The sequence below is a fragment of the Litorivivens sp. genome (assembly GCF_057445395.1).
The window spans coordinates 1-22,297 of the sequence record NZ_JBVBUV010000044.1 but is presented as its reverse complement, the minus strand read 5'-3'; the positions used below and the strand labels follow the sequence as shown (position 1 = coordinate 22,297).

Sequence of the window (22,297 nt, the reverse complement as noted above, 5' to 3'; positions counted from 1 at the left end):
ATCTCATCTATAGTCAGATACAAAACACCTGCCGGGGCCTTAGGGCTCGTCCGGCAGGTGTTTGAGTGAATTCAAAAGTGGCGGAGTATAACGGAACCTGCGGCACTTGTATCGCCTACAGCCCGCGCTCCTACAGGGTTTCAGCCCAGTTTTTCGTCTGCGGTCAGTTGCCGGGCCTCAGACTCGAGCATCACCGGGATACCGTCGCGCACCGGGTAGGCTAGCCCACTGGCTTTGCACACCAGCTCATTTTTTTCTTCATCGTATTGCAGCGGCGCCTTGCTTACCGGGCAAACCAGAATTTCCAGCAGTTTTTTATCAATCATTCCTACTCTCACTGAGCCGACTGGCCCGTTAATTTTGCGGCGTATTGCCCGACGCAGCCCCGGACTGAGCAGGCATTGGCCCCACGTGTAATACGGGGTCAAGCCGCACATTAAACCAGTTCATACGCCAATCCAGGTGCGGCCCGGTCGCACGCCCCGAGGCCCCTACTCTCGCAACCGGCTCCCCCTGACGAACCGTCTGCCCTTCCTTCACCAGCACTTCGCTGAGATGAATGAAGGTGGAAGAAATGCCATAACCATGATCCATCACCAGCGTGCCGCCGGAAAAATACATGTCCGGATGAGCCAATCGCACGATTGCGTCGGCCGGTGCCACCACCGGCGTGCCGGTGGGCGCCGCCACATCCACACCATAGTGGGGGCGACGAGGCTCGCCATTATAAACACGCTGACTGCCGAATACACCTGTGATTGGGCCCTGCAAGGGCCAGATAAAAGGCTCGGCGAAAGCCAGGCTTCGGCTAACCTTGCGCCGGGCGGCACTGACCATTGCACCCTCCTGCCGAATGCGATCAAGCACTTCCGGCGGCGGTGTCACTGTATTTTGGGGAACGCCCTCGATCCGCTGAATATCATATTCGCGCTGGCGAATCTTAAGAGCCTGTTCGCGACACGCATCCCCGGCGCAGATTTTCAGGGTCGCAACCGGCTTGGCGTCGCGATCAAAACCAAAGGCAAAAAGCCCGTTGTCGGTCAGTCGCAGGGCCTTACCGTCAAGCCAGACCTGTTCGCCGGGCTGGGCCTGACCAATCAACAGGCCGCCCTGCGCAAGCTCGCCGCGCAATTCTACAGCGTGGCTCGCTACCGCCCAAAGCCCAATAAATACAGCCAGACAAAATCGCATATTTCCCTCATGATGCTGTCGTTAAAACCGGGAGGATACCGTTAAACTAGGAGCCTGTGTTTTCCAGGTATTCAGGAGCCTGCATGAGCCGCTACCGCCCTCCGCGACCGAGAAGTTCAGCTTACATTACCGCCGAAGGGGAAAAAACCTTGCGTGAAGAATTGCGTCAGCTGTGGAAGGTAGAGCGCCCGCAAGTAACTGCTGTGGTGCATGAAGCTGCCAAGAACGGGGATCGCTCCGAAAACGGAGACTACATCTACGGCAAGCGGCGACTGCGTGAAATTGACAGCAGAGTGCGCTTTCTCACCAAGCGACTGGATGATCTAACCGTGGTAGACCGCCCCCCGGCAGACCGCAGCAAAGTGTTCTTCGGCGCCTGGGTAACCCTGGAGGATGAGGCCGGAGAAACAATGGAGTACCGAATTGTTGGCCCGGATGAGTTCGACCTGAAAGCACGCAAACTCTCGATGGACTCACCACTGGCCCGAGCCATGCTGGGAAAACGGCTGGATGATGAAGTGGTACTGCAGGCACCCGACGGCGTTCGGCAATACTACCTGGTCGGTATACGCTACGAATAGCTGCACACCCCACCATTTCTTGCCGCGCAGAAATAGAAAGGACATGATTGCCGCCGCACATCCAGCTTTCACACAAGGCCTTGCACGCTAAAACGCATCGACAACTCAAATAAGGCGGCTCACCGCTTGCTACTAGTCAGTATCTGAGCCGACGACGACAAGGAGCGCAACGTGAACGTGTCATCCGATCTGCAGCATCGCCAATTCACCAGTGACAATATTTCCGGCATTGTTCCCGAGGCGATGAACGCACTGATTCAGGCTAATTCGGGCCACGCTCTGCCGTACGGCAGCGACCCATGGGTCGCTGAACTGAACCGGGAAATACAGCGCGTATTCGACACCCAATGCAGCACCTTTCCCGTGTTCAATGGCACCGGCGCTAATGCACTCGCGTTGGCCGCGATAAGCCGCAGCCATCACTCAGTTATGGCTCACCAGTCAGCCCATATAGCGGTAGACGAAGTCAACGCTCCTGGCCTGATGGGCGGTGGGCTGCGCATTGAAACCATCGCTGGTGAAAATGGGCTTATTTCTCCCTCGGCACTGCGCCACCGCATTGGCCAAGCGCGGGGCATACATAGCTCCAAACCCGGCGTACTTAGCCTGACGCAGGCAAACGAGCTAGGACTGTGTTATCGCCCGGAGCAGATAGCCGAGCTTTCCGCCATTGCCCGCGAACATGACATGGCCGTACATATGGACGGTGCGCGCTTCGCCAATGCCGTCGCAGCTCTGGGCGTAACACCAGCCGACATCACCTGGCGAGCTGGCGTGGATGTACTTGTGTTAGGCGGTACCAAGCTCGGCCTACCCTTCGGCGAGCTCGTCATCTTCTTCAATGAGGCGTTGGCCAGAGATTTTGAATGGAAGCGAAAACAGGCTGGGCAACTCGCGTCCAAAATGCGTTTTCTCGCAGCCCCCTGGCTTGGGGTATTAAAGGAGGATTGCTGGCTGCACTACGCCGCGCAATGCAATGCCAAGGCACAAGAAATCGCCGTTCGCGCTGCCGCAATCCCCGATATTCAGCTGGCCGTTCCACAGCAGACCAACGCCGTTTTTCTGCAGCTCAACGATGCCCAACAAACTGCCATATCTGAGCGCGGCTGGATACTGATCAATCTGACTGAAGAGAGCGGTGTACGGATACTATGCTCCTGGGATATCACGCAGCGCGATATCGACGCGTTTATTTCCGATCTGGAGCAGCTGTGATTTAGCATACCGCTGCGAAACGCCGCATCTATAAGCCTGCTAAGCTCAGCTCAATCTGGGTGCGCTGGAACGCTTACGCTCAGCGCGCAGATTAATCCAAATGCCGGCGAGCATTATGGTCGCACCGGCAAATACCCAAAGGTCCAGCATCTCGTCAAAAATCCACCAGGCCAGCAGCGCAATCAGCGGCAAACGCAAAAAATCCATCGGGATAACGACATTGGCAGGCGCCAACGAAAGTGCCTTGGTTAGGCAGTAATGGGCAGATAGTGCTGCGAGTGCAATTGATACCAAACAGGGCCACTGCCATGCCGGGGGCACAATCGGATCGAATATGAATGCAATTGCCGCCATCGGCAGCTGCAAAAAATTCATCAACACCAGCACTGACAACGGCGAATCTGTAAGCGTAATTTTGCGAGTCAGCGTGTGAGCAATACCAAAGGCGAAAGCCCCTATCAACATGACCACCGTACCGTGCTCTACCGGGACCAGGCCCGGCCGCACGATTATCAACGAACCCAGAAAGCCAAGCGCGACGGCCGCTAGCCTTGGCGGCGTTATTTTTTCATCCAGCAACAAGGCCGCAAACAATAGCGACCAGATCGGCACCGTAAATTCCAGCGCGAATACTTGCGCCAACGGGATCAGCGAAATAGCAACAAACCAGGCGTATTGCGCCGCAAAGTGCACGCTATGTCGAACCAACTGCGTTGCCGGCTGCCTTACTATCAGTCGGTGCCCCCCTATCAAGGGCAAGCAACACAGTAACACTCCCGAGGCGACAATATTGCGATAAAACATCAGCTGCAGGGGGGTTAGATCGCTCAGCACAATGCGAGCCGCGATGGCCATCGCCGAAAACGAAGCGATGGCACCGGCCATCCAGGCCGCCGCCCGCAAAGGATTATTCATGGTGTTTCGTCAGAAAAGGTTTTGAGGTATTCAATCACATCCGCGCGATCCTGTGCATCAGGAATCCCCAGACTCATCATCGTGTTGCCAGGCAAAAACTTTTGCGGATCAGCCAGCCATACATTCATTAATTCCGGCGTCCAGACGAAATCCGCCTGCTTCAGGACCTCACTGTAATACGCAAAGCCGCTCTGGCTACCCACGCGTTTATTGAAAATATTCCACAAGCTCGGCCCATTGTTGTGTCCAACGGACTGCTCCGGATAGTGACAGGTTCGGCACGGGCCAAACGTGAGCATACCGCGCTGCGCATCCCCTGCCGGCAACTGCGCCTGTAACGTGGCACTCAAGCTGAACAGCAATAGCAGCAGGATTCTCATACCGCAGCCTCCGTCGCATGTTTGCCCGCGCGACGGCCAAAGAACGTACCGTCACCGACAGAAACCCCACTGGCTACATAGGGCGCTACCGGCAATCCCGCACTCGTGCGGCCAGCCGCATACAGACCCGGAATCGCCTCATTCCAGCTGTTGAGTACCTGGCTGTGCGTATTGGTACGCAGGCCACCGAAGGTATGCGCCGGAAAAAATGCCTTGTCGACACTCAGGTCATAGGCCACAAAAGGGGCCTGCCTGAGCGGGCTCAGATAATCGGCAACCTTGCCAAACAGCGGGTCGCTGCGTTTGCTCGCATTTCGGTTGTAGTAATCCACGGTCTCTACCAAAGCTCGCTCGGGCAGCTTCAGTTGTCGCTCAAGCTCACCAATTGACGAGGCGCGCGCCACTTCCCGAACGCGGTAGTCATCATAGCCATATTGGCTGACCTTATCGGCTATCAGCCAAGCCTGCCCGCCTTGATGATAGGCGATTTGATGCCCCAGAAACGCATGGTAATGGTCCTCACCAATAAAGCGCTGTCCTCGACGATTCACAACCACACCCTTCAATACATGGTCAGGTAGGTACAAAGGCATAATCGCGAAGCCGTGATGCATTTGAGCAGTTGTCGCACCAGCGGCAATTCCCATTTGAATCCCCATGCCCTGGTCTCCAATATTGCCCCAGGGCACCGAGCATTGGGCAAGCTCCGGCGCATGCACCGCAAGCATTTCACGGTTGTGAATAAATCCCCCCGCTGCGAGGATCACGCCGCGTTTGGCTCGCAGCTGTCTGGTTTTGCCGTCCATCTCCACCTCCAAACCCACCACGCGACCATCACTTTCGGTAATCAGTCTGCGGCAAGTTACCCCGGTGAGGTACTTCGCACCCGCACGCTGTGCGGCAGGAATCAAGGCCTCCATCAGACTGCGCCCGCCCGTCCAGCCGGCATGCCCCGGCACGTGCCCCCTCGGTGCAGGCCGGGCCAATGCTGCGTACTCTCGCACCTGCTCCGAACCCGAGTAGTAAAGGGAATCAACCGTACCCGGCAAACCTTTCACCTCGGTAAATGAAGGCTCATAGTGAACCCCATGAGCAACCAGCCAATCAAAATGCTCGGGCGACTGTCGACAATACAGGTCAATCTTGTCCTGTTGTGCATACAGACCACTGGCCGCCAGCAGATAAGAACGCATAGCCTCAACCGAGTCTTCTATACCACAGGCCTTCTGCAACGCCGTGCCGCCGCCGCAGTAAACCACACCACCCGACATGGCCGACGAACCGCCAAGTTTTGGCAGCATTTCTAACACCAGAACAGTAGCGCCGGCCTGAGCGGCCTCAATCGCGGCCGCCGTTCCGGCCGCTCCGGAGCCGACAACCAACACATCGACACTGGCGAACCAGGATGTAACGCTGCCACTTGGCAGTGTGGCTGCAAGAGAGGCAAGAGGCGCGGTGGCTGCGCCAGCTAGAAGCGATCGTCGAGTAATGGTGGACATGTTGTACGGATTCCGGCCACAAACGCTGGCACTCAACAATACACTAACGGTGGGGGAAGGTGGGGACAGGTATGACAGGCCTCAGATCAAGCTATTAAACCAGACTTATAAAATGTGGAGCCCGAACCCCCCAGCGTCAAACCGCCCCTGACTTTTCAGGATAGTTCCTGCCTACTCCGCCAACCCCGGCAGCGAATTGGCTAACGCGGACGACCTTGCGGTTTCGAAACCGTAAGTCGATGAGAGATTGCCCCTGAAAAATCCCAACACACATCAACCCCTGTAGGCTGTCGGTCTGAAATAGCATTCCGCACACAGTAAGACCGACCCCATTTCGCAATTACTGTGCACAACGAGCCTCAAATTGTGTTATTCAAGGAGATGCGATAACGCACCTCGCTTTCTATATATTTTTGCCAACTGCTAGGATTTAACATGGAAAAAATTATCTACGCCTTGTGGAAACATGACTCGCAGTCAGGCGATGAGTTTCGAGAAATATTGCTCACGCAACTGGCGCCTGCATTGAGACGCGAAACAACCCACAACATGCGGCTGTGCGTGTCTGACTCTGACGTCAGTCCTGCTGCGAGCTATCGCATTGAAAATGCAAAACCTGTTGCTGACGCGATACTGTCGCTGTGGCTCGACAGCTCGGTTTACCGTGAGAGCATCGAAACAGAGATTGCAAAGCATACAACGCGCTTTGCCGGCTATCTGGTGACTGAGTCTGAACCACTCATAAATGCCACCCACCCTCCAAAGCAAGGCGAGCGCACCGTGGGAATGAACCAGGTGGTCTTTCTACAAAAACCTGATCGATTGACTTTTCAGGAGTGGATTGAGATCTGGCACGGCAGTCACACGCAAATAGCCATCGACACCCAATCGACCTTTGGCTATCGGCAGAATGTGGTGGCCAGAGCGGTGACCGAGAATGCACCACCTTGCGATGCCATTGTGGAAGAGAATTTCCCTGAAGCTGCCATTTATGGGCGCGAAGCATTTTATGACGCCGGTGACGACGCTCAGCTACTACAACAGCGAGAAACCCAGATGATGGAAAGCTGCGCGCGCTTTATCGACTTCGACAAAATTGACTGTATCCCTATGAGCGAATACGTTATAGGCTAGTATTGTAAGCAGTAAATAAGAACAAGAGTAATACTCATGCTGATTCTCTCGCTTATTTGGGCCTGGATCGCCTGGAACGTGTACCGGCCGTGGCACGGAAAACCCGAATCCTTTGGCGTGATCAGCTTTGCCTTTGGGCTGTTAGCCGGCGAGCTGCCACTCCACTTTGTCGCCGTTGAGTTTCTCATCACTATTGGCTTGATAGCCGCCGATGGACTACACGGCTTACTGGACGCATCAGCCGTACTTATCGCCGGCGCGTCGTGGCTTGCGCTGGCCCAGTTTCACAACCAGGCCGACGGCGCGCGCGAGGAAGTACTGGACGCCGCCCGCCAGGCCTTGGGTGACGATTTTGCCGATAAGATCCCTGCGCAGCGTCGCCGCACCATCCCGCCTGGGCCTGCACCGGGCCAGATTATCCACCCCTTTGGCTATCAGGTGCCCGGCGTTAAACGGGTGCGCAATGTGGCCTATTTCAGGGAGCACGAAACCGAACTCAAGCTCGACATCTTTCATCACGAAACTCAGCCACCCAACGCGCCTGTTCTGGTGCAGATACATGGCGGCGCCTGGATTATCGGAAACAAAGATCAGCAAGCACTGCCGCTGATGGGACAACTGGCCAGCCGAGGCTGGGTCTGCGTAACCCTCCAATATCGCCTCAGCCCCGCAGCCACATTCCCAGACAACATTATTGACTGCAAGCGCGCGCTGGTATGGATCAAGGAAAATATCGCCAATTACGGGGGCGACCCCAATTTTATCGCCGTAACCGGCGGTTCGGCCGGCGGTCACCTCTCGGCTCTACTGGCACTGAGCGCAAATAATCCGGACTTTCAGCCCGGCTTTGAAGACAAAGATACCTCGGTACAGGCGGCTGTTCCCTTTTACGGCATATATGACTTCACCAACAGTCAGGAACAACGCCAGCACCCCGGACTGGAAAACTTGTTAACCAAGCATGTCTTGAAGTGCTCCCTTTCTGATAACCCGGAACTATGGCGCCAGGCATCACCGCTTTACCACGTTTCGGACAAGGCCCCGCCCATGCTGCTAATTCACGGCGAAGGCGATACCCTTGCGCCCATCGCCGAGTCACGCGTGCTATACAAAGCACTGAAGGAGATACCGGGTGTACGGGTTGGCCTGGCTGAGCTGCCCTATGCTCAGCATGCTTTCGAACTCTGGTATTCACGGCGGAGCGTACAGGTTATCTGCGCCTTGGAATACTTCCTCTCGGCGCTGCACGAAGAACACCTAAAGCGCTAGCAGATTGTGCGGTTGACGGCGCCGCTATACACTGCGGCGATGCTTTCCACTGTTCCCAACGCCCCCGTACAGCTGCCCAACGACCCGGGCACCTCGCACGCCTATCGCCTGCTCGACGAACTAGGTATTGCCGTGCGCGCCCCCAAAACCAGTGATGACACACTTGGCTGCTGGGCGCGCTCTGGCGCCATGTGGCTTACCGGAGATCGACAGCCACTGGAAATTCTCTCTCCACTGGCCAGTTCGGCGCGTGGCGCACTTCTGGCACTGCAAAGCCTGTCACCACTGCTGCAAAAGACGTTTCCCGCCACATTCTCGCCGGAATGCCTACTGGGAGAACGCGCAGCCATTGCCGGTTACCGGCGCAACGGGAACAGAAATTGCGGCAACAGCAGCGAATTACTGTCAACCCGCAACGGAGTTGTTGCCCTGAACCTTCCCAGACCGGAAGACTGGGAACAATTGCCCGCGCTGCTGTCGCGCGGCACTGCAGCCAATTGGCCTCAGGAAAACAATTGGGCGCAGCTTGGTCAGTGTCTCGCCCAACAAAACACAGAAGATCTTCTCGAACTTGGCCAATTGTTAGGCATCGCCGTGGCCAACGCAGCAAACCCCGAGCCGCCAGCCAGTTGGCTAAAACACCTGCACCCCAGCGTGGCTCGCCCTCCCAGTCAACCTCCCCTTGTTGTTGATCTGTCTGCACTGTGGGCCGGACCACTGTGCGGCAGCCTGCTCAGCATGACTGGCGCCCGCGTTATCAAAGTGGAGAGCCGCAACCGACCAGACGGCGCGCGGCTTGGTCCAGAACCTTTTTTTGACCTACTGAACGGCGGCAAATCCAGCTTGGCGCTCGATCTGCCAAACGATGCGGGCATATTGCAGGCGTTGCTGCAGCAGGCCGACATTGTGATTGAAAGTTCTCGTCCACGGGCGCTGCGCCAGATGGGCATCGACGCCGTTCAACTACTACACCAAAAGCCCGGTATGATCTGGACCAGCATTACTGGCTACGGGCGTGACCGGGAGCTGGCCATTGCCTACGGTGACGACGCAGGTGTCGCCGCAGGACTGAGCAAAGAGTTGTTTGAGCTCACAGGCCGCTATCTGTTTTGCGGTGACGCGATCGCCGACCCACTGACCGGGCTGCACGCCGCAGTCGCCACCTACGCACTTTGGCTCCAAGGCAAAGGCGGTTTGCTGGATATCAGCCTCTGTGCGGTCACTCAGCACTGTCGGCAACACCCCACCGAGCCAACCTCAGCCGAGAGGGCCGAGGCCAGACAGCGGGTACTTACCGCCCCCCGGATTGAAGCCGCTGCGCCGCGAGCGCGCAAACCAACAACCGCCGCAAAGGCGCTGGGCGCCGACAACCGGCAATTGCATCAGGAACTTAACCTATCGTGCTGATCAGAAACCTCTCGTCGCTCGACGGAACCCGTTTTGACATGCGCTTTGAGCAGAGAATTCAAGCGATCGCACCCACGCTTGAGCCACAAACAAACGAAAGCTGGTTTGATGCGGCGGGACGCCTCGCCTTGCCAGGTTTGCACGACCACCACTGCCACTTTCTCGCCTATGCGGCGTCACTGGCATCTGTCGACTGCGCTGGGGCGGCCCACGAGCAGCAAGCGGCACTTCTCGACCACCTGCACGCTGCCTTGCCGAAACATTCAGGTGGCCTTCGCGCCATTGGCTACCACGAAGGCAGCGAGTCACTGCTTGACCGACATATACTCAATCGCGTCAGTGCGGAGATTCCGATCCGGGTGCAGCACCGAACCGGTCGACTCTGGATTTATAACGATGCTGCAATAGCGCAACTCGAACAGCACCCCCCTGATAGCGCGGAGCGCGATGACCGCGGCGAGCTCACCGGACGTTTCTTTCACATGGACGACTGGTTGCGAGAACACTTCCCAAAACCGCTGCCAGATGTGGCCCATGCTAGCCAGAAACTGGCCGCGTACGGCATTACCGGGCTCACCGATGCGGGCCCGGACAACGACAACGGCACGGCAGCGTTATTTCAAGATTTACAGGAGGAGGGGCGGCTGTCGCAGAGAATAACGCTGATGGGCTGCGCTGACCTGCAATTTACCAGTACTGACTTCTTACGCCAGGGGCCTTGTAAGATCTACTTGAAGGAAAGCGCGCTGCCATACCTTGAGGGTCTCTGCGCACTGATCGCCCAGCAACATCAACGCCAACGCGCGGTCGCCTTTCATTGCGTAACCGCTGCCGAATTGCACTTTGCTCTCGCTGCGCTGACAGACGTTGGCGCATTGCCGACAGACCGCATTGAACACGCCTCACTATGTGATGACGACGCGCTAGCAATCATTAAGGACCTAGGGATTAGCGTTGTCAGCCAGCCGATTTTTATCGCCGAACGCGGCGATCGATACCGCGCCAGTTTTTCCGACGACGACCAACAGCTGTTATATCGTGCCCGTAGTTTTCTAGACTCCGGCATACCGTTCGCCGCAAGCAGTGACGCACCGTTTGGCAACGCGAATCCCTGGCAATGCATGCGTGCCGCCACCTACCGGAAAACACCGAGCGGGATCACGTTAAATGCTGCTGAGTCGTTAACACCAGACATGGCGCTACAGATGTATCTCGGGGAGCCCAGCGATCCCGGTCGTTGTCAGCGCCAACTGGGACCGGGCGAGGCTGCAGATTTTGTCGTACTGAGCCAGCGCTCATTCGGCCTGGATACCCTGCCTGAGGTATTCCAGACCTACATCGACGGGCACTGTGTCTTTACCAGTGACAACGACAGCGTGATTTAAGCTTCAGGGAGCTGAGCATTCCGTGCAATAGGCATACATTCCGTTAGGATCACGCATCTGCAAAAAATCCCGAACCAGGCCCGACACCGGTGACCACCAGCCCGGCACGGCAACACGCGCACTCAGACCAGTTTGCTCTAACAAGTGATTAACCAACGCTTGCAGTGGAGGAAGTGTCGGACTTACCCATTGCCGTCGATATTGGGTTAGACCGGCAAGATTGGCCGCAGATTGAATCGCATCTTCCAGGCTCCCTAGCTGATCAACCAAACCGAGTTGACGGGCATCTTCGCCAGTCCACACACGCCCTTGTGCGATCTTGTCTACCTGTTCTGGCAGCATGTCGCGACCTTCCGCAACCACAGACAGAAACTGTTGGTAACCGTGCTCAATACCCGATTGCAGCGCGCGTTTAACGACCGGATTCAGCGGCCGATCTACTCGCAGCCCACCGGCAACTTCGGTAGTACCTATACCATCGGTGGCAATACCCAGCTTGGCAAGGCTGCGATTGATCGTGGGGAACGCTCCGAATATACCGATGGAACCGGTTATGGTGGCAGGTGTTGCCCAGATTTCATCCGCATCTGCGGCTATCCAGTAGCCGCCAGAGGCTGCCGAGCTACCCATGGAAACCACTAGTGGTTTGCCGCTTTGCTTCAATAGTCGCAGCTCCTGCCGGATTTGTTCCGAAGCAAACGCCGAACCACCGCCACTATCGATACGCAACACCACCGCCTTGATGGCATCGTTTTTTCGCGCCTTGCGGATCAACTCGGAAAAACTGTCACCACCAATACCATCGCCCACAACCTCGCCATCAGCAATCACACCCTGCGCCACCAGCACGCCAACGGCATTGGTGTTTGCAGCGTCTAGCGCTTCCGTTAACGCAAGATATTGGCGGTGGCTCACACGATAGTAGTCACCATCCTCATCAATCCCTACATTGTCGCGCATCAGTGCGCCCCACTGATTTTCAGTGACCAGCCGGTCTACCAGCTTTTCTTCAAGAGCTGCGCGAGCCAGATTTCCCTTGTAGCTGGCCATTACCTCATCAATACGGTTGACATAATGGTCGAGCTGCTCGCGCTCAAGGCTGCGATTACTGGCCACGTTCTGGCGATAATTTCCCCACAACTGACCTAACCATTCCTCATTGGCCGCCCGCGCCTCTTCTGACATGGAGTTGCGCACGAAGGGTTCCATAGCTGACTTGAACTCACCAACCCGGAACAAATGGAAATCAATGGCCAGTTTTTCCAGTGCATCGCGGTAGTAGTTGCGATACACCGAAAACCCTTCTATGACGACACCGCCCATTGGATCTAGGAAAACCTCGTCAGCACTACTGGCCAAAAGGTAAGCATCTTGATCATACGCTGCAGCTCTGGCCAGGACCGGGCGTCCGGTCGCCTTAAATCGCTCCAGTGCAACCGCAAGCTCGGAAGATTTGCTCATGCCGATATGTTCAAGATCGTCCAGCGACAACACCAGCAGCGCAACTCGCTTATCCATGACCGCTCTGTCGATCGAGTCGATTAAATCCTGCAAGCGGGTTTCGGCTACTGTTTCTCCCTGCACCAACTCCGACAGTGGATCAACCGGACTCAACTGATCAACCACCAGACCGTCGATATCCAACTCAAGGGCAAACCGTTCAGGCAGCTCCGGTCCACTCGCAAACAGCGCGAATAGCAGCAACACCAACAACAGCAAAAATACTGCATTCACCAGAAAGCGGCGCAAACCTTCGAGAAACGCGCCAATCCGCCTGAAAAAACCCTTTCGTTCAGCCATATTCCCTCACTGTTCGTTTGTCGCCAGTCGCCAGGCCTGCGCCTGCCAGCGAATTGTCAGCATCGCAGACACAAAAACGCAGACAGACAGCGCCACTTCAATATCGTTAATCCACAATCGCAGAGGCGACATCGCTTCGGTCACTGCCATCATAAAGTACAGCAGACAGACAAAACATAACCAGGCGATCTGCCGCAAATTACGGCGATGCATACCCCAGGCAAAACACAGCAGAGGCACAATGCGGATCAACCAGATGGTGACGCTGGGCTGTCGCCCCTCCTGATGCAGCCACCAGGTCGTCAGGGTCAACACGACAATCTGCGCCCAAAAACTGATCACCAGCACCCACCAGGCGATATCCGCCTTTTTCTGCAAGCTCATGAGTTCAATTTCCCTGCTATTTGCGCCACACGCTCACCAAGTGCTCGACACAGCGACAACTCGGTTTCATCCGGCGCTCTATTGTTCATACCACTGACATGCGAGGCACCATAGGGCGTACCGCCGGTCGTGGTCGCCGACAGTTCCGCGTGGCTGTAGGGCAAGCCCGCCAGCAGCATGCCGTGATGTAGCAGGGGGATCATCATACTGAGCAGGGTACTTTCCTGGCCGCCGTGAAGCGAATTGCTGGAAGTAAACACCGCCGCTGGCTTGCCGATCAGTGCACCACTGAGCCACAGCGCAGAGGTGCTGTCGATAAAATACTTCAGCGGCGCCGCCATATTGCCAAAGCGAGTCGGACTCCCCAGGATCAAACCAGCGCAATCGCGCAGATCATCTTCCGTTGCATACAGATGACCGTCATCGGGAATAGCTGGTTCAGTGGCTTCGCATACCGTGGATACCGGTGGCACCGTCCGAACCCGGGCAGCTAATCCGGCCTGCTCGACACCCCGCGCGATGTGGGTAGCCATCTTGCGACACGCGCCGTACCGGCTGTAGTAGAGCACCAGCACAAAATCGCTCATGCAATTAGATCCAGCGCATTCTCCGGAGGACGCCCCAATACTGCTTTATCCCCCTTAATCACAATGGGCCGCTGGATCAGCTTGGGGTGGGCACACATCGCCGCAATCAGGTCTTTTTCGGGCAGGCTTTTATCGGCCAGCCCCTCACTTTTGTATGCTTCCTCACCCGTTCGCAACAGCTCTCTGGCGCTGATGCCCAGCTTTTTAAGCACAGCCGTCAGCTCTGCTGGCGTCGGCGGACTGTCCAGATACAGTACCTGCTGGGGTTCCACACCATGCTCCTGCAGTAACTGGAGGGTCTGACGGGACTTCGAACAACGGGGGTTGTGATAGATGGTTACCACCTGCGCTACCTCATCTAATACTTTGTATATTCAGACTTTTACCAAGACTTGGCGTCTGCCGGCAAAGCGGGCATTATACACAGCGCAGTCATCCCCGGCAGAACCTATGCGCACGCTGATATTCACACTTTTGACAAGCTTCACCCTCGCCGCCTGTGATAACAACAGCTTACCCACCACTGATCCAACGGTCAGTTTCAGCCCAAATCAATCCAACCCGCACTGGACAGTGATCAATTACTGGGCGAAATGGTGCGCGCCCTGTCGCGACGAAATTCCGGAATTGAATGCCTTTGCAACAGCACATGCAGACCAGGTTCGGGTTCTTGGTGTGAATTACGACGGCCTGCAGGGGGAAGAACTGAATGCAGACATCGAAGCCCTCGACATCCGCTTTCCAGTCTTGCTAGATGATCCGCATCGGGCGCTGGCTATCGAACGCCCCACTGCACTACCCAGCACCCTGATCATCTCGCCTGACGGTGCAATTCGCGACATACTGCTAGGTCCTCAAACCGAGGCCAGTCTAAAGGCGGCCATGACCACTGCGGACAACCCCTGATGGAACGCTGCCGGTTTCTGGTCAAGGGGCGCGTTCAGGGCGTTGGCTTTCGGGCCCACTGCCAGCGTCTGGCGCTCGCCGAAGGCTTGTGCGGCTGGGCGATAAATTGCCCGGACGGCAGCGTAGAAATTCTACTGACAGGCGACGCCGCCGCCATCGCCCGCACGCGTGCACTAATTATCGCGGGCCCACCCTTGTCGCGCGTCGACGAGATCGTCGAACTGAACACCAATGACGATGAAGATCCGCTGGATTTCCAAACCGGTTAGCCCTGCATTAGCGCAGTACGCAGGCGCGTTTTTACGCGCGGGATTTCGCTACACTTTCCGCCAAGGCACTGATACACTTCAAAAACCTAGAGTAACTGGACATTTTTCCCCGTTGGTTTACATTAACCGGGTGGAAAGAATAATAAAGTTACGTGTCAGGGCGTACTCAGTGCAGCGACATACCAAACTCTAATAGTTCGTCGTTACACCGAAGCAGAGTTGTATTAAACAATACCAATAATGACGCCAGACACCGGATGTTTTAGAGGCTTATGAACCGTTTTATTGCTGCTACGCTGCTTGCTGTTGTCACGCAGATATCCCTTGCGCAAACCCAATTAGATGGAATGACTTTGCGCGGGCTGGCTGTCTACCAACAGCTCAGAACCGATTACTATATCGCCGGTTTATACCTGCCCTCGCCTGCAGTTGAACCCAATGATGCGTTCTACATGCCGGGCCGAAAACGCATGGATCTTAGGGTAGTCGCAGAATCCTGGAGCGACCGCCGTTTTACCCAGCAGTGGAACCAACTGATCCTGATCAACAATTCACCGGATGTTCAGAAAGCCCAGTCCGACAACATCATCGCTTTTGGCAAAATGCTCAAAGACGATTTGAAAGCTGGCGACCACCTGACGATCGATTACCTGCCAGAGCAAGGCACAGAAATAAAACTCAATGGCACCACGCTACTGAAAACTGATGACCCCGAATTTTTCAACCTGCTGCTGTCATGCTGGATCGGCGCCCGGCCACCATCCTCTGCGTTTAAAAACGACATTCTGCAAATGCCACAAGATGAGAGCGGCACCGCTTTGCTCGCCAGTTTTGAGATCGCCGCACCCAGCCAAGCCCGCATAGCCGAAACCAAAAGCTGGGCTGCCGACGTCAGCACGACTCGTCAAGCCAAACCAGTCGAAGCGCCGGCACCACAAGTGTCGGAAAAACAAGCCGAAGCAGAGAAGCTGGCAGCTGAGCAAGCACGCCGGGAGGCCGAAGCCGAAAAGGCGCGTCAAGCGAAACTGGAGCAGGAACGCTTGCGCAAAGAAGCCATTACCAAAGCGCTGGCAGCCGCTGAAGCCAAAGCCAAAGCCGCAGCACGCTCAAAAGAACTCATTAACGAATACAGCTCAAACATGGTTCGCGCCAGTTACCAGCACGTGCGCTACCCCAAACGCGCCCTCAAGCTTAACCAGCAAGGCACCGTATTGCTGGAAGTGGTTATCGATCGCGATGGCAATCTAGTGTCGTCCAAAGTGATTCAGAGTTCGGGCTATGGTGCACTGGATGCCGCTGCTGTTACGGCCGTTGAGAAAACTGCGCCGTTTCCCGCCATCCCAGACGGGATAGCTGGCGGTCAAATCGAATTCACGCTGCCCTTCACGTTCCAGATTTCAAGCTAATGCCGCCTTATAGTGCTCACTCAGTGATTCACTAAAACAGACAAACACCACACTCTCCACCACAGCGTGACGGCGAACCGTGTCGACGGCAATGGGAACCGCCAGCTCAACGGGATAACCGTATACGCCACAACTGATCGCGGGGAATGCCACGGCGCGGCAATTGTGTTCGGCGGCCAAGGCGAGGCTATTTCGATAGCAGCTGGCGAGCATATCCGCCTCCCCGACCTGACCGCCCTGCCACACAGGCCCTACGGTGTGAATGACATAACGCGAAGGAAGCTGGAAGCCGGGGGTAATTTTCGCTTGACCGGTTTCGCAGCCGCCGAGTTTTTTGCAGGCTTCCAGCAAGGCCGGACCCGCAGCCCGATGAATGGCACCGTCGACACCGCCGCCGCCCAGCAGGCTGTTGTTGGCGGCGTTGACGATAGCGTCTACCGGCATTTCGGTGATATCGCCCACAACCACCTCAAGCTGCACAGCTACACTCCTATGCTTGCCAGCTTCACCATAATATCGTTCAGAATACCCGCCATCGTCGGGTGCTCCGCTTCAAAGTGCGACACCATATCTTCCAGACGACCAATCAGGCCGACCTGCTCCGCATCAACACTCGACCCGGTGCTGAGCTCCAACTCGATGTCTTCCAGCAGGCCCATCAGGTTGGCCTTCTGGCTATGCCCCACTTCCAGCTCATCGATCTGCTGCTGCAGCTCTTCGAGTTGCTCGTGAATATTGCGTTTGTCCATCAAGGTACTCCAAAAAGGGACAGTCAGGAAAACCGCCCCATCAATACCCCCAGCATAACAACTCCAACCTGCGAAATCACGACCGCCGATAGTCTCCCGGGGCGCGGCCGGTCCAGCGTTTGAACGAACGATGGAAGGCGCTTGGATCAGAAAATCCCAGTAGCTCGGCCACATCACTCACTGTCAATTCCGCATTCTCCAGCAGGCTAATCGCCAGCTCCCGACGCTGCTGATCCTTAATCCGCTGGTAAGAGGTCCCCTCGCGATCAAGCCGACGGCGCAGGGTACGCTCCGACATATTGAGTTGATAGGCCAACTCCTCAAAGGTCGGAAGCTCTCGCTGAAAATCGTTACCCAGCAACCGTCGAATCCGCGCAGCAACCCCTCCCTCTGACACCATCGGCTTGATAACCACATGGTAGGGCGCCAGTTTCAAAAAGCGCTCCAGCTTCGACTCATCCTGCGCAATAGGCGCTTGTAGCACCGCTTCGGAAAACTCGACCCAGTTGCTATCTTGGCCGAAGTCCACTGGACAGTGGAAAAAATGATCCACACCACCGCGACGGTTTGGTTCCTGGTCAGCACAGCCAGCGCGTAGTATTTCAATTGGCTGGTCGATCAACCAGGAGCAAAAACGCATCCAGATTGCAAGACTATAAAGCACGCTAACCTGCAGACCCGGCGTTTCGGCAGCGCCTGACAAGTAACACAACCTTGCCGTTTTACGCTCGGAATCGCGCACCAACTCATGGACTACACGATGATCGCCCCGCTCCCGGCATGTCGCATTGAAATCCATGGCTCGCTGCAGCGCCTGACCGAGATTTCGGCAGTTGATCATGCTGTAGGCGAGTAGACGCGTTCCACCCAAAGGTGTGCTAACCCCTGGCAGAAATCCCCCTGACTCATCGTCAATCGAACGAAACAGCGCAAGACACAGCCGACTGTACTGCTCAACACTAACCGGCTCGGTGACATCGTCGATCAGCGGATTACTGCGCAAACCAGCAGCGTCCAACAAAGCCTGCACGTCGCGGCCAAGCGTCTTGGCCTGCACCAGCACAGCTTTTACAAATGCGACCGGCACACGTTCGAGAGCTTCAGCGTTGCCTGCCACACCTTCAAGCGGCGGTTGCCCGGCAGTCATAAGGCTTGAGGTCGCAGCATCAGATACCCCTTCACCGTCTTCACAACAGAGCCTCGGCAGTCGCACGTAAGCTGTCAAACAACGACTCACAGCGATTCAGGTCGCTCCGGCACTGGCGCAGACCCGCTTCAGCCTCCTGCAGCAGATTGCCCACGTGTCGACCGACGGCCGGCTCCAACTCCTTGCGCTCAATTGCCAGCGCCAGTATCCGGCGGGCAGACCACAATTGACTCTGGATACCATCTAAAAAGAGGGTATTGCGATTGGCCGCGAGGGTATCAAGCCACTGCAGGGCCACGGTTAATTGCGCACTGATGCTAACCGGCGAGAGCGCATAGATGCCGCCGCGCGGGCGCGACTGACGCACACTTTTAGGCAGCAACCACTGATAGCCCCCATAATGCGCAACACTGCTCTGAGCCGATAATAGATTCACATAGAGATCACCGGTTGGGCTGATACTAACCACACCCTCACTGGAATCTGGCAACCGCCATTTCTCCAGCACGGTGCCGTCGGAAGGATCAAGCGCCACCAGATAGGTTTGCACCGGATGTATAAAATCACGCGCCAGCAGGTTGATTTCATAACCTACGAGTAAAGTGGTCCATAACAGGCCGTTGCTTACGGTGACAATACCGTCTACATAGGCGTCAGGGCGCCCGCGACTGCCTACCAACCCCAAGCGTGGCCAGATTTTTTTATGTTGCGCCCGCGCCCACTCCCGGTAATTGTTGCGCCACAAGGTTTCGCCAGTCATGCCGTCGACGGCAATCAGCTGATCGCCGCCATGAACATATACAACATTATCCGGCCCTACCGAGGGAGAGGCATCCTGGCCACCCAACGCACGCTGCCAGAGTTTTTCGCCGGTATCACTATTCAAAGCGTAAAGAATTCCACCACCGCCAACGGCGTACACCAGACGACCGTCTGGCGACAATGCCGGGCTCGTGCCACTTTTGGGGGGCACTGACGTCGCAAAGGCGATACGCAGCTCACCCTCGGTATCAATGCCGTAGAGACGACCTTCGCCACCACGCTCACCGGTTGCGGTGATATATATCCGTCCAGACTGGGGGTGAACCGCCGGCGTATTAGTGACCACATGGCGATAGCCGCGCAGCAGATCCCAACTCTGCTGCCGCAACCGAGCGTCCATCAAACCGCCCCCCCACAATGCATCGGGGATATCGCCGCCCTTTGGTCCCGGTTTGCCAGGCAAAACCAACACCGGCATGGCCAGAGCGCCGGTATCGCGATCAAACAGAGCTACCCGACCATCGGCAGAAACACCGCCGACATATTCCCCAACAATAATGGCCGTTAGAAATGGCTCTCTGATGTCATGCGCAGCGAGATCGGCCGTCCAGCGCACAGCTCCGCCGCCCGTAAACGACCATAGCTGGTTGCTGTCTGACACATAGACATTGCCACCATCATCCAGTACCGGCGCACTGAACAGCGCCTTGGCGTCCAGATCATCTGGCGACATCTGCGGTGGCGAGGCCCACAGCAACTCCCCGCTACGTGACAGCGCATGCAGGTGCGAGTAGCCCTTACCCCGACCGGTAGTTACATACAGCGTACCGTCGGCAGCAATACTTGGCGCCGCCCAAGACACCGCATTCTTCAGCGCCAGCCACTGCGGCTGCAGCTTGGTGCTCACCGCCAAAGGCACGTAATCAGAATTGCGAGAATCGCCGTGCAGAGAGGCCCAGGTGGTTTGCGCATAGCCCGGCGCACTGCGCGACGAGAACACATCCGCAGCAATCGAAGACGCATGAACAGAAAGCAAACAAATACCCAGTACCACGCGCCAACGCATGATTTTGTCCTTATAAGAAACGATTATCATCGAAAAAGAGACTTGCTCCGTAGAAAGCGCTTATCGTGCAACAACCGCACAACGCTTGAGAAGACCGGATAAACCGGTCAAGCTTACCGAGGTTGCTGCCACTTTTAACTGAACGCGAACCACGCCGACCTCGTACGCGCCAACATAAGCGCGCTTTCTGAACGGCCTGATTACACGTTGCATACACACCACCAAGCATATTCGATTTTTGAGGGGACTGCATGGATACCAACGCACTGCTAGAGCAAGTCACTGCATTTACAATGGATTACGGCCCACGCCTGCTTACCGCGATCGGTATTCTTATTGTTGGCTACTGGGTGGCCAAGATTGTCAGCGGACTTTTGGTGCGTACGCTCAATGCGCGAAGTATAGATCCCACCGTCAGTACGTTTGTGGGCAAACTCCTGTTTGGCACCATTATCGCCGTAACTTTGATCCCCGCACTGGGTCATGCTGGCATTCAGACCACCTCCATCCTGGCCGCCCTTGGTGCCGCCGGCTTGGCCGTCGGCCTGGCCCTGCAGGGTTCACTGTCCAACTTTGCCGCTGGCGTGCTGCTTATAGCCTTCCGCCCTTGCCGCGTGGGTGACTACGTGGAGGCGGGTGGCTCAGCTGGTACGGTAGAATCCATCAGCCTGTTTTCTACCATGCTGATGACACCTGACAACAAGCGCATCATGATTCCTAACTCAAAAGTCATGTCCAACCCGATCACCAACTACAACGCCAAGCCAACACGGCGCGTAGATCTGGTGATCGGTATTCCTTATAGCGCAGACATCGCCAGAGCCAAGGCATTGATCCAAGAGGTTTTGTCACAGGAAGACCGCATCCTGCCTGAGCCTGCGCCACTGATTGCCGTTCGCCAGCTGGCGGATTCTTCAGTAAACCTTGTGGTTCGCCCTTGGGTGAACGCATCAGACTATTGGGGCACCCACGACACCCTGCTAGAGAAGATAAAAATTGCGCTGGACGAAGCCGACATGAGCGTACCGTTCCCACAGATGGATGTGCATTTCCATCAGGATCAGGCTTAACGCTCACCCTGAGAGTTAAAATCTGCACGGCACTCTTTTGCAAAATCTGGTAGCCTTCGCGCGCCTGTGAAGGTTACCCCTTACAATACGATTCACGAATGGAGAAAACATGCCCCGTTTGATTCACTTTGCCTTGCTAATGGCACTTTGCACATCCGCTGTAGCCCAGGAAGGCGATTCCCCCTGGAGCGGCGATGCCGAGCTCGGTTTTGTGGCCAGTGAAGGCAATACCGACGCCAAGAGCATCACCGCCAACGGCTCATTGATCTGGGAAGAAGGCAACTGGAAAAATGATTCCCAGATGCAGACGCTCAATACGGAAAGTGAGGGCGTACGATCAGCAGAACGCTACTTTGTGTCCAATCGACTGGCTTACACCTTTAGCCCGCACAACTATCTGTTCAATTATATTGCCTGGGAAGATGACCGATTCAGCGGCTACAAATACCGCGCGACCATCGCTTTCGGTTATGGACGGCGAATTATTGAACAACCAGATATGCTGTGGGACGCTGAAATCGGTCCCGGTTATCGTAAAGCTGAGGAGCTAAGCGAAACCGGAGGTGCCACTGAAGAAGATGGCATCTTGCGCGCGGCCTCTAACTTCCGCTGGAAAATTTCGCCAACGGCCACTTTCGAACAGAAACTGTCGGTAGATCACGGTGCGGAAAACACGGTGTCCAAATCCACCACATCGATCAAAACCACTGTCAAAGGCGGCGTTGCCCTTAAAGTGTCCTACATGGTGCATTACACGGACAATGTTCCACAAGACAAGGTTCACGCAGACAAACAGACCACCGTAACAATGGTCTACAGCTTCTAAGACGGGAGTTCAGCTAAGAGCTAAAAGTAAGAGCGCTCGCCTGACGAGCGCTCCGCCCACTCAAAAAACCCACGCAATTAACAACCACATCACTAGGAAGAATGAAAAAAAGCCCGCAAGCATAAACTGCAGCTCGCCTATCAAACCATCTCCGGCAGCGAAGGCAAACACCACCATCACCACCACTGTGAGAAAGAAGGAAAGCACGGCCGCATCGCGCATGCCAAGCCCTGGCGTCAATTGGGTTGCGGCAAACTCTGCCGCCAGTGGCCACGCCAGAAAGGCCGCAACACCGAGCAGCGCAATCAGAACAACGAACACCACGAGCAACTTCAGTGCGGCGTTGCTC

General features: G+C 56.0%; 25 protein-coding genes. 11 read left to right on the top strand and 14 right to left on the bottom strand.

What is annotated here, in order from left to right:
* Nucleotides 1-140 precede the first annotated feature (140 nt).
* A complete protein-coding gene (locus tag AC222A_RS12725) occupies nt 141-326 on the bottom strand; it encodes a Trm112 family protein (protein ID WP_372749204.1) in 186 nt (61 codons plus the stop codon).
* A 28-nt stretch (nt 327-354) separates the two neighbouring features.
* Nucleotides 355-1,191, bottom strand: coding sequence for a M23 family metallopeptidase (locus AC222A_RS12720; protein ID WP_372749203.1), 837 nt, complete (start codon nt 1,189-1,191; stop codon nt 355-357).
* 83 nt (nt 1,192-1,274) lie between these two features.
* Between AC222A_RS12720 and greB the strand changes: the two genes are divergently transcribed.
* Nucleotides 1,275-1,772, top strand: coding sequence for a transcription elongation factor GreB (gene greB, locus AC222A_RS12715; protein ID WP_372763920.1), 498 nt, complete (start codon nt 1,275-1,277; stop codon nt 1,770-1,772).
* Between the two features lie 171 nt (nt 1,773-1,943).
* The gene (locus AC222A_RS12710) at nt 1,944-2,987 is read left to right on the top strand and encodes a threonine aldolase family protein (protein ID WP_372748820.1); all 1,044 of its coding nucleotides are present in this window, start codon (nt 1,944-1,946) and stop codon (nt 2,985-2,987) included.
* A gap of 45 nt (nt 2,988-3,032) precedes the next feature.
* Here the strand turns inward: AC222A_RS12710 and AC222A_RS12705 are convergent, their stop codons facing one another.
* From AC222A_RS12705 to AC222A_RS12695, 3 genes are read right to left on the bottom strand one after another with little or no spacing between them, the layout of a single operon-like run.
* A complete protein-coding gene (locus AC222A_RS12705; protein WP_372759155.1) occupies nt 3,033-3,902 on the bottom strand; it encodes a DMT family transporter in 870 nt (289 codons plus the stop codon).
* A complete protein-coding gene (locus AC222A_RS12700; RefSeq protein WP_372748818.1) occupies nt 3,899-4,282 on the bottom strand; it encodes a c-type cytochrome in 384 nt (127 codons plus the stop codon). Before AC222A_RS12700 ends, AC222A_RS12705 begins: the two co-directional genes overlap by 4 nt.
* On the bottom strand, nt 4,279-5,781 hold the full coding sequence (locus AC222A_RS12695) for an FAD-dependent oxidoreductase (protein ID WP_486775067.1): 1,503 nt from the start codon (nt 5,779-5,781) through the stop codon (nt 4,279-4,281). The genes AC222A_RS12700 and AC222A_RS12695 overlap by 4 nt, the downstream gene beginning before the upstream one ends.
* A gap of 435 nt (nt 5,782-6,216) precedes the next feature.
* Between AC222A_RS12695 and AC222A_RS12690 the strand changes: the two genes are divergently transcribed.
* Genes AC222A_RS12690 through AC222A_RS12675 form a run of 4 tightly spaced genes read left to right on the top strand, consistent with a single transcriptional unit; the run spans nt 6,217 to nt 10,976 of the window.
* Nucleotides 6,217-6,915, top strand: a complete 699-nt coding sequence (locus tag AC222A_RS12690; protein ID WP_372781824.1) for an EthD domain-containing protein — start codon at nt 6,217-6,219, stop codon at nt 6,913-6,915.
* Nucleotides 6,916-6,951: 36 nt separating this feature from the next.
* The gene (locus tag AC222A_RS12685) at nt 6,952-8,184 is read left to right on the top strand and encodes an alpha/beta hydrolase fold domain-containing protein (protein WP_372748815.1); all 1,233 of its coding nucleotides are present in this window, start codon (nt 6,952-6,954) and stop codon (nt 8,182-8,184) included.
* A gap of 12 nt (nt 8,185-8,196) precedes the next feature.
* Nucleotides 8,197-9,591, top strand: coding sequence for a CoA transferase (locus AC222A_RS12680; protein ID WP_486775066.1), 1,395 nt, complete (start codon nt 8,197-8,199; stop codon nt 9,589-9,591).
* Nucleotides 9,585-10,976 (top strand): amidohydrolase family protein, encoded by a 1,392-nt coding sequence (locus AC222A_RS12675; protein ID WP_486775065.1) that lies wholly within the window; start codon nt 9,585-9,587, stop codon nt 10,974-10,976. Before AC222A_RS12680 ends, AC222A_RS12675 begins: the two co-directional genes overlap by 7 nt.
* Before the next feature lie 3 nt (nt 10,977-10,979).
* On the opposite strand, the gene sppA is transcribed toward AC222A_RS12675, so the two are convergent.
* From sppA to arsC, 4 genes are read right to left on the bottom strand one after another with little or no spacing between them, the layout of a single operon-like run.
* Nucleotides 10,980-12,776: a signal peptide peptidase SppA gene (gene sppA / locus AC222A_RS12670; protein ID WP_372781832.1), complete on the bottom strand. Its 1,797-nt coding sequence runs from the start codon at nt 12,774-12,776 to the stop codon at nt 10,980-10,982.
* A gap of 6 nt (nt 12,777-12,782) precedes the next feature.
* Complete coding sequence (locus AC222A_RS12665; RefSeq protein WP_486775064.1) at nt 12,783-13,160, bottom strand: DUF2069 domain-containing protein; 378 nt, start codon at nt 13,158-13,160, stop codon at nt 12,783-12,785.
* The gene (gene wrbA, locus AC222A_RS12660) at nt 13,157-13,747 is read right to left on the bottom strand and encodes an NAD(P)H:quinone oxidoreductase (RefSeq protein ID WP_372750340.1); all 591 of its coding nucleotides are present in this window, start codon (nt 13,745-13,747) and stop codon (nt 13,157-13,159) included. The genes AC222A_RS12665 and wrbA overlap by 4 nt, the downstream gene beginning before the upstream one ends.
* Nucleotides 13,744-14,091 (bottom strand): arsenate reductase (glutaredoxin), encoded by a 348-nt coding sequence (arsC, locus tag AC222A_RS12655; protein ID WP_372750339.1) that lies wholly within the window; start codon nt 14,089-14,091, stop codon nt 13,744-13,746. The genes wrbA and arsC overlap by 4 nt, the downstream gene beginning before the upstream one ends.
* A gap of 106 nt (nt 14,092-14,197) precedes the next feature.
* Between arsC and AC222A_RS12650 the strand changes: the two genes are divergently transcribed.
* The 3 genes from AC222A_RS12650 (at nt 14,198) to AC222A_RS12640 (ending at nt 16,328) form a co-directional block, all read left to right on the top strand.
* Entirely contained in the window at nt 14,198-14,653 is a 456-nt protein-coding gene (locus AC222A_RS12650; protein ID WP_372750338.1) for a TlpA disulfide reductase family protein, read from the top strand.
* A complete protein-coding gene (locus tag AC222A_RS12645; RefSeq protein ID WP_372759478.1) occupies nt 14,653-14,922 on the top strand; it encodes an acylphosphatase in 270 nt (89 codons plus the stop codon). Before AC222A_RS12650 ends, AC222A_RS12645 begins: the two co-directional genes overlap by 1 nt.
* A gap of 272 nt (nt 14,923-15,194) precedes the next feature.
* Nucleotides 15,195-16,328, top strand: coding sequence for a TonB family protein (locus tag AC222A_RS12640; RefSeq protein ID WP_372750679.1), 1,134 nt, complete (start codon nt 15,195-15,197; stop codon nt 16,326-16,328).
* Here AC222A_RS12640 and AC222A_RS12635 read toward each other — a convergent pair.
* From AC222A_RS12635 to AC222A_RS12620, 4 genes are all read right to left on the bottom strand, one after another.
* Nucleotides 16,320-16,808 carry an O-acetyl-ADP-ribose deacetylase gene (locus AC222A_RS12635; RefSeq protein WP_372764293.1) on the bottom strand — a complete coding sequence of 163 codons (489 nt, stop codon included), beginning with the start codon at nt 16,806-16,808 and terminating at the stop codon, nt 16,320-16,322. The genes AC222A_RS12640 and AC222A_RS12635 overlap by 9 nt on opposite strands.
* Before the next feature lie 2 nt (nt 16,809-16,810).
* Entirely contained in the window at nt 16,811-17,077 is a 267-nt protein-coding gene (locus tag AC222A_RS12630; protein ID WP_372750568.1) for a DUF4404 family protein, read from the bottom strand.
* 76 nt (nt 17,078-17,153) lie between these two features.
* Nucleotides 17,154-18,224, bottom strand: coding sequence for an AraC family transcriptional regulator (locus AC222A_RS12625; protein ID WP_372750567.1), 1,071 nt, complete (start codon nt 18,222-18,224; stop codon nt 17,154-17,156).
* Nucleotides 18,225-18,264: 40 nt separating this feature from the next.
* Complete coding sequence (locus AC222A_RS12620) at nt 18,265-20,052, bottom strand: outer membrane protein assembly factor BamB family protein (RefSeq protein ID WP_372758826.1); 1,788 nt, start codon at nt 20,050-20,052, stop codon at nt 18,265-18,267.
* A 251-nt stretch (nt 20,053-20,303) separates the two neighbouring features.
* Here AC222A_RS12620 and AC222A_RS12615 point away from each other — a divergent pair, with 251 nt between their 5' ends.
* Together AC222A_RS12615 and AC222A_RS12610 are read left to right on the top strand one after the other, a co-directional pair.
* Nucleotides 20,304-21,122 (top strand): mechanosensitive ion channel family protein, encoded by an 819-nt coding sequence (locus AC222A_RS12615; protein WP_372758827.1) that lies wholly within the window; start codon nt 20,304-20,306, stop codon nt 21,120-21,122.
* A gap of 109 nt (nt 21,123-21,231) precedes the next feature.
* Nucleotides 21,232-21,948, top strand: coding sequence for a DUF481 domain-containing protein (locus AC222A_RS12610; protein ID WP_372748228.1), 717 nt, complete (start codon nt 21,232-21,234; stop codon nt 21,946-21,948).
* Nucleotides 21,949-22,008: 60 nt separating this feature from the next.
* On the opposite strand, the gene AC222A_RS12605 is transcribed toward AC222A_RS12610, so the two are convergent.
* Nucleotides 22,009-22,297, bottom strand: a 289-nt coding sequence (locus AC222A_RS12605) for a hypothetical protein (protein ID WP_486775063.1), incomplete at its 5' end; no start/stop codon positions are given.

What these genes read in the sequence shown, in the direction of transcription:
- AC222A_RS12700 (WP_372748818.1), bottom strand. Translation starts at nt 4,282, where the DNA reads ATGAGAATCCTGCTGCTATTGCTGTTCAGCTTGAGTGCCACGTTACAG.
- AC222A_RS12640 (WP_372750679.1), top strand. Translation starts at nt 15,195, where the DNA reads ATGAACCGTTTTATTGCTGCTACGCTGCTTGCTGTTGTCACGCAGATA.
- wrbA (WP_372750340.1), bottom strand. Translation starts at nt 13,747, where the DNA reads ATGAGCGATTTTGTGCTGGTGCTCTACTACAGCCGGTACGGCGCGTGT.
- AC222A_RS12625 (WP_372750567.1), bottom strand. Translation starts at nt 18,224, where the DNA reads ATGACTGCCGGGCAACCGCCGCTTGAAGGTGTGGCAGGCAACGCTGAA.
- AC222A_RS12615 (WP_372758827.1), top strand. Translation starts at nt 20,304, where the DNA reads ATGGATACCAACGCACTGCTAGAGCAAGTCACTGCATTTACAATGGAT.
- AC222A_RS12695 (WP_486775067.1), bottom strand. Translation starts at nt 5,781, where the DNA reads ATGTCCACCATTACTCGACGATCGCTTCTAGCTGGCGCAGCCACCGCG.
- greB (WP_372763920.1), top strand. Translation starts at nt 1,275, where the DNA reads ATGAGCCGCTACCGCCCTCCGCGACCGAGAAGTTCAGCTTACATTACC.
- sppA (WP_372781832.1), bottom strand. Translation starts at nt 12,776, where the DNA reads ATGGCTGAACGAAAGGGTTTTTTCAGGCGGATTGGCGCGTTTCTCGAA.
- AC222A_RS12690 (WP_372781824.1), top strand. Translation starts at nt 6,217, where the DNA reads ATGGAAAAAATTATCTACGCCTTGTGGAAACATGACTCGCAGTCAGGC.
- AC222A_RS12630 (WP_372750568.1), bottom strand. Translation starts at nt 17,077, where the DNA reads ATGGACAAACGCAATATTCACGAGCAACTCGAAGAGCTGCAGCAGCAG.
- AC222A_RS12620 (WP_372758826.1), bottom strand. Translation starts at nt 20,052, where the DNA reads ATGCGTTGGCGCGTGGTACTGGGTATTTGTTTGCTTTCTGTTCATGCG.
- AC222A_RS12725 (WP_372749204.1), bottom strand. Translation starts at nt 326, where the DNA reads ATGATTGATAAAAAACTGCTGGAAATTCTGGTTTGCCCGGTAAGCAAG.
- AC222A_RS12650 (WP_372750338.1), top strand. Translation starts at nt 14,198, where the DNA reads ATGCGCACGCTGATATTCACACTTTTGACAAGCTTCACCCTCGCCGCC.
- AC222A_RS12645 (WP_372759478.1), top strand. Translation starts at nt 14,653, where the DNA reads ATGGAACGCTGCCGGTTTCTGGTCAAGGGGCGCGTTCAGGGCGTTGGC.
- AC222A_RS12720 (WP_372749203.1), bottom strand. Translation starts at nt 1,191, where the DNA reads ATGCGATTTTGTCTGGCTGTATTTATTGGGCTTTGGGCGGTAGCGAGC.
- AC222A_RS12705 (WP_372759155.1), bottom strand. Translation starts at nt 3,902, where the DNA reads ATGAATAATCCTTTGCGGGCGGCGGCCTGGATGGCCGGTGCCATCGCT.
- AC222A_RS12685 (WP_372748815.1), top strand. Translation starts at nt 6,952, where the DNA reads ATGCTGATTCTCTCGCTTATTTGGGCCTGGATCGCCTGGAACGTGTAC.
- AC222A_RS12665 (WP_486775064.1), bottom strand. Translation starts at nt 13,160, where the DNA reads ATGAGCTTGCAGAAAAAGGCGGATATCGCCTGGTGGGTGCTGGTGATC.
- AC222A_RS12610 (WP_372748228.1), top strand. Translation starts at nt 21,232, where the DNA reads ATGCCCCGTTTGATTCACTTTGCCTTGCTAATGGCACTTTGCACATCC.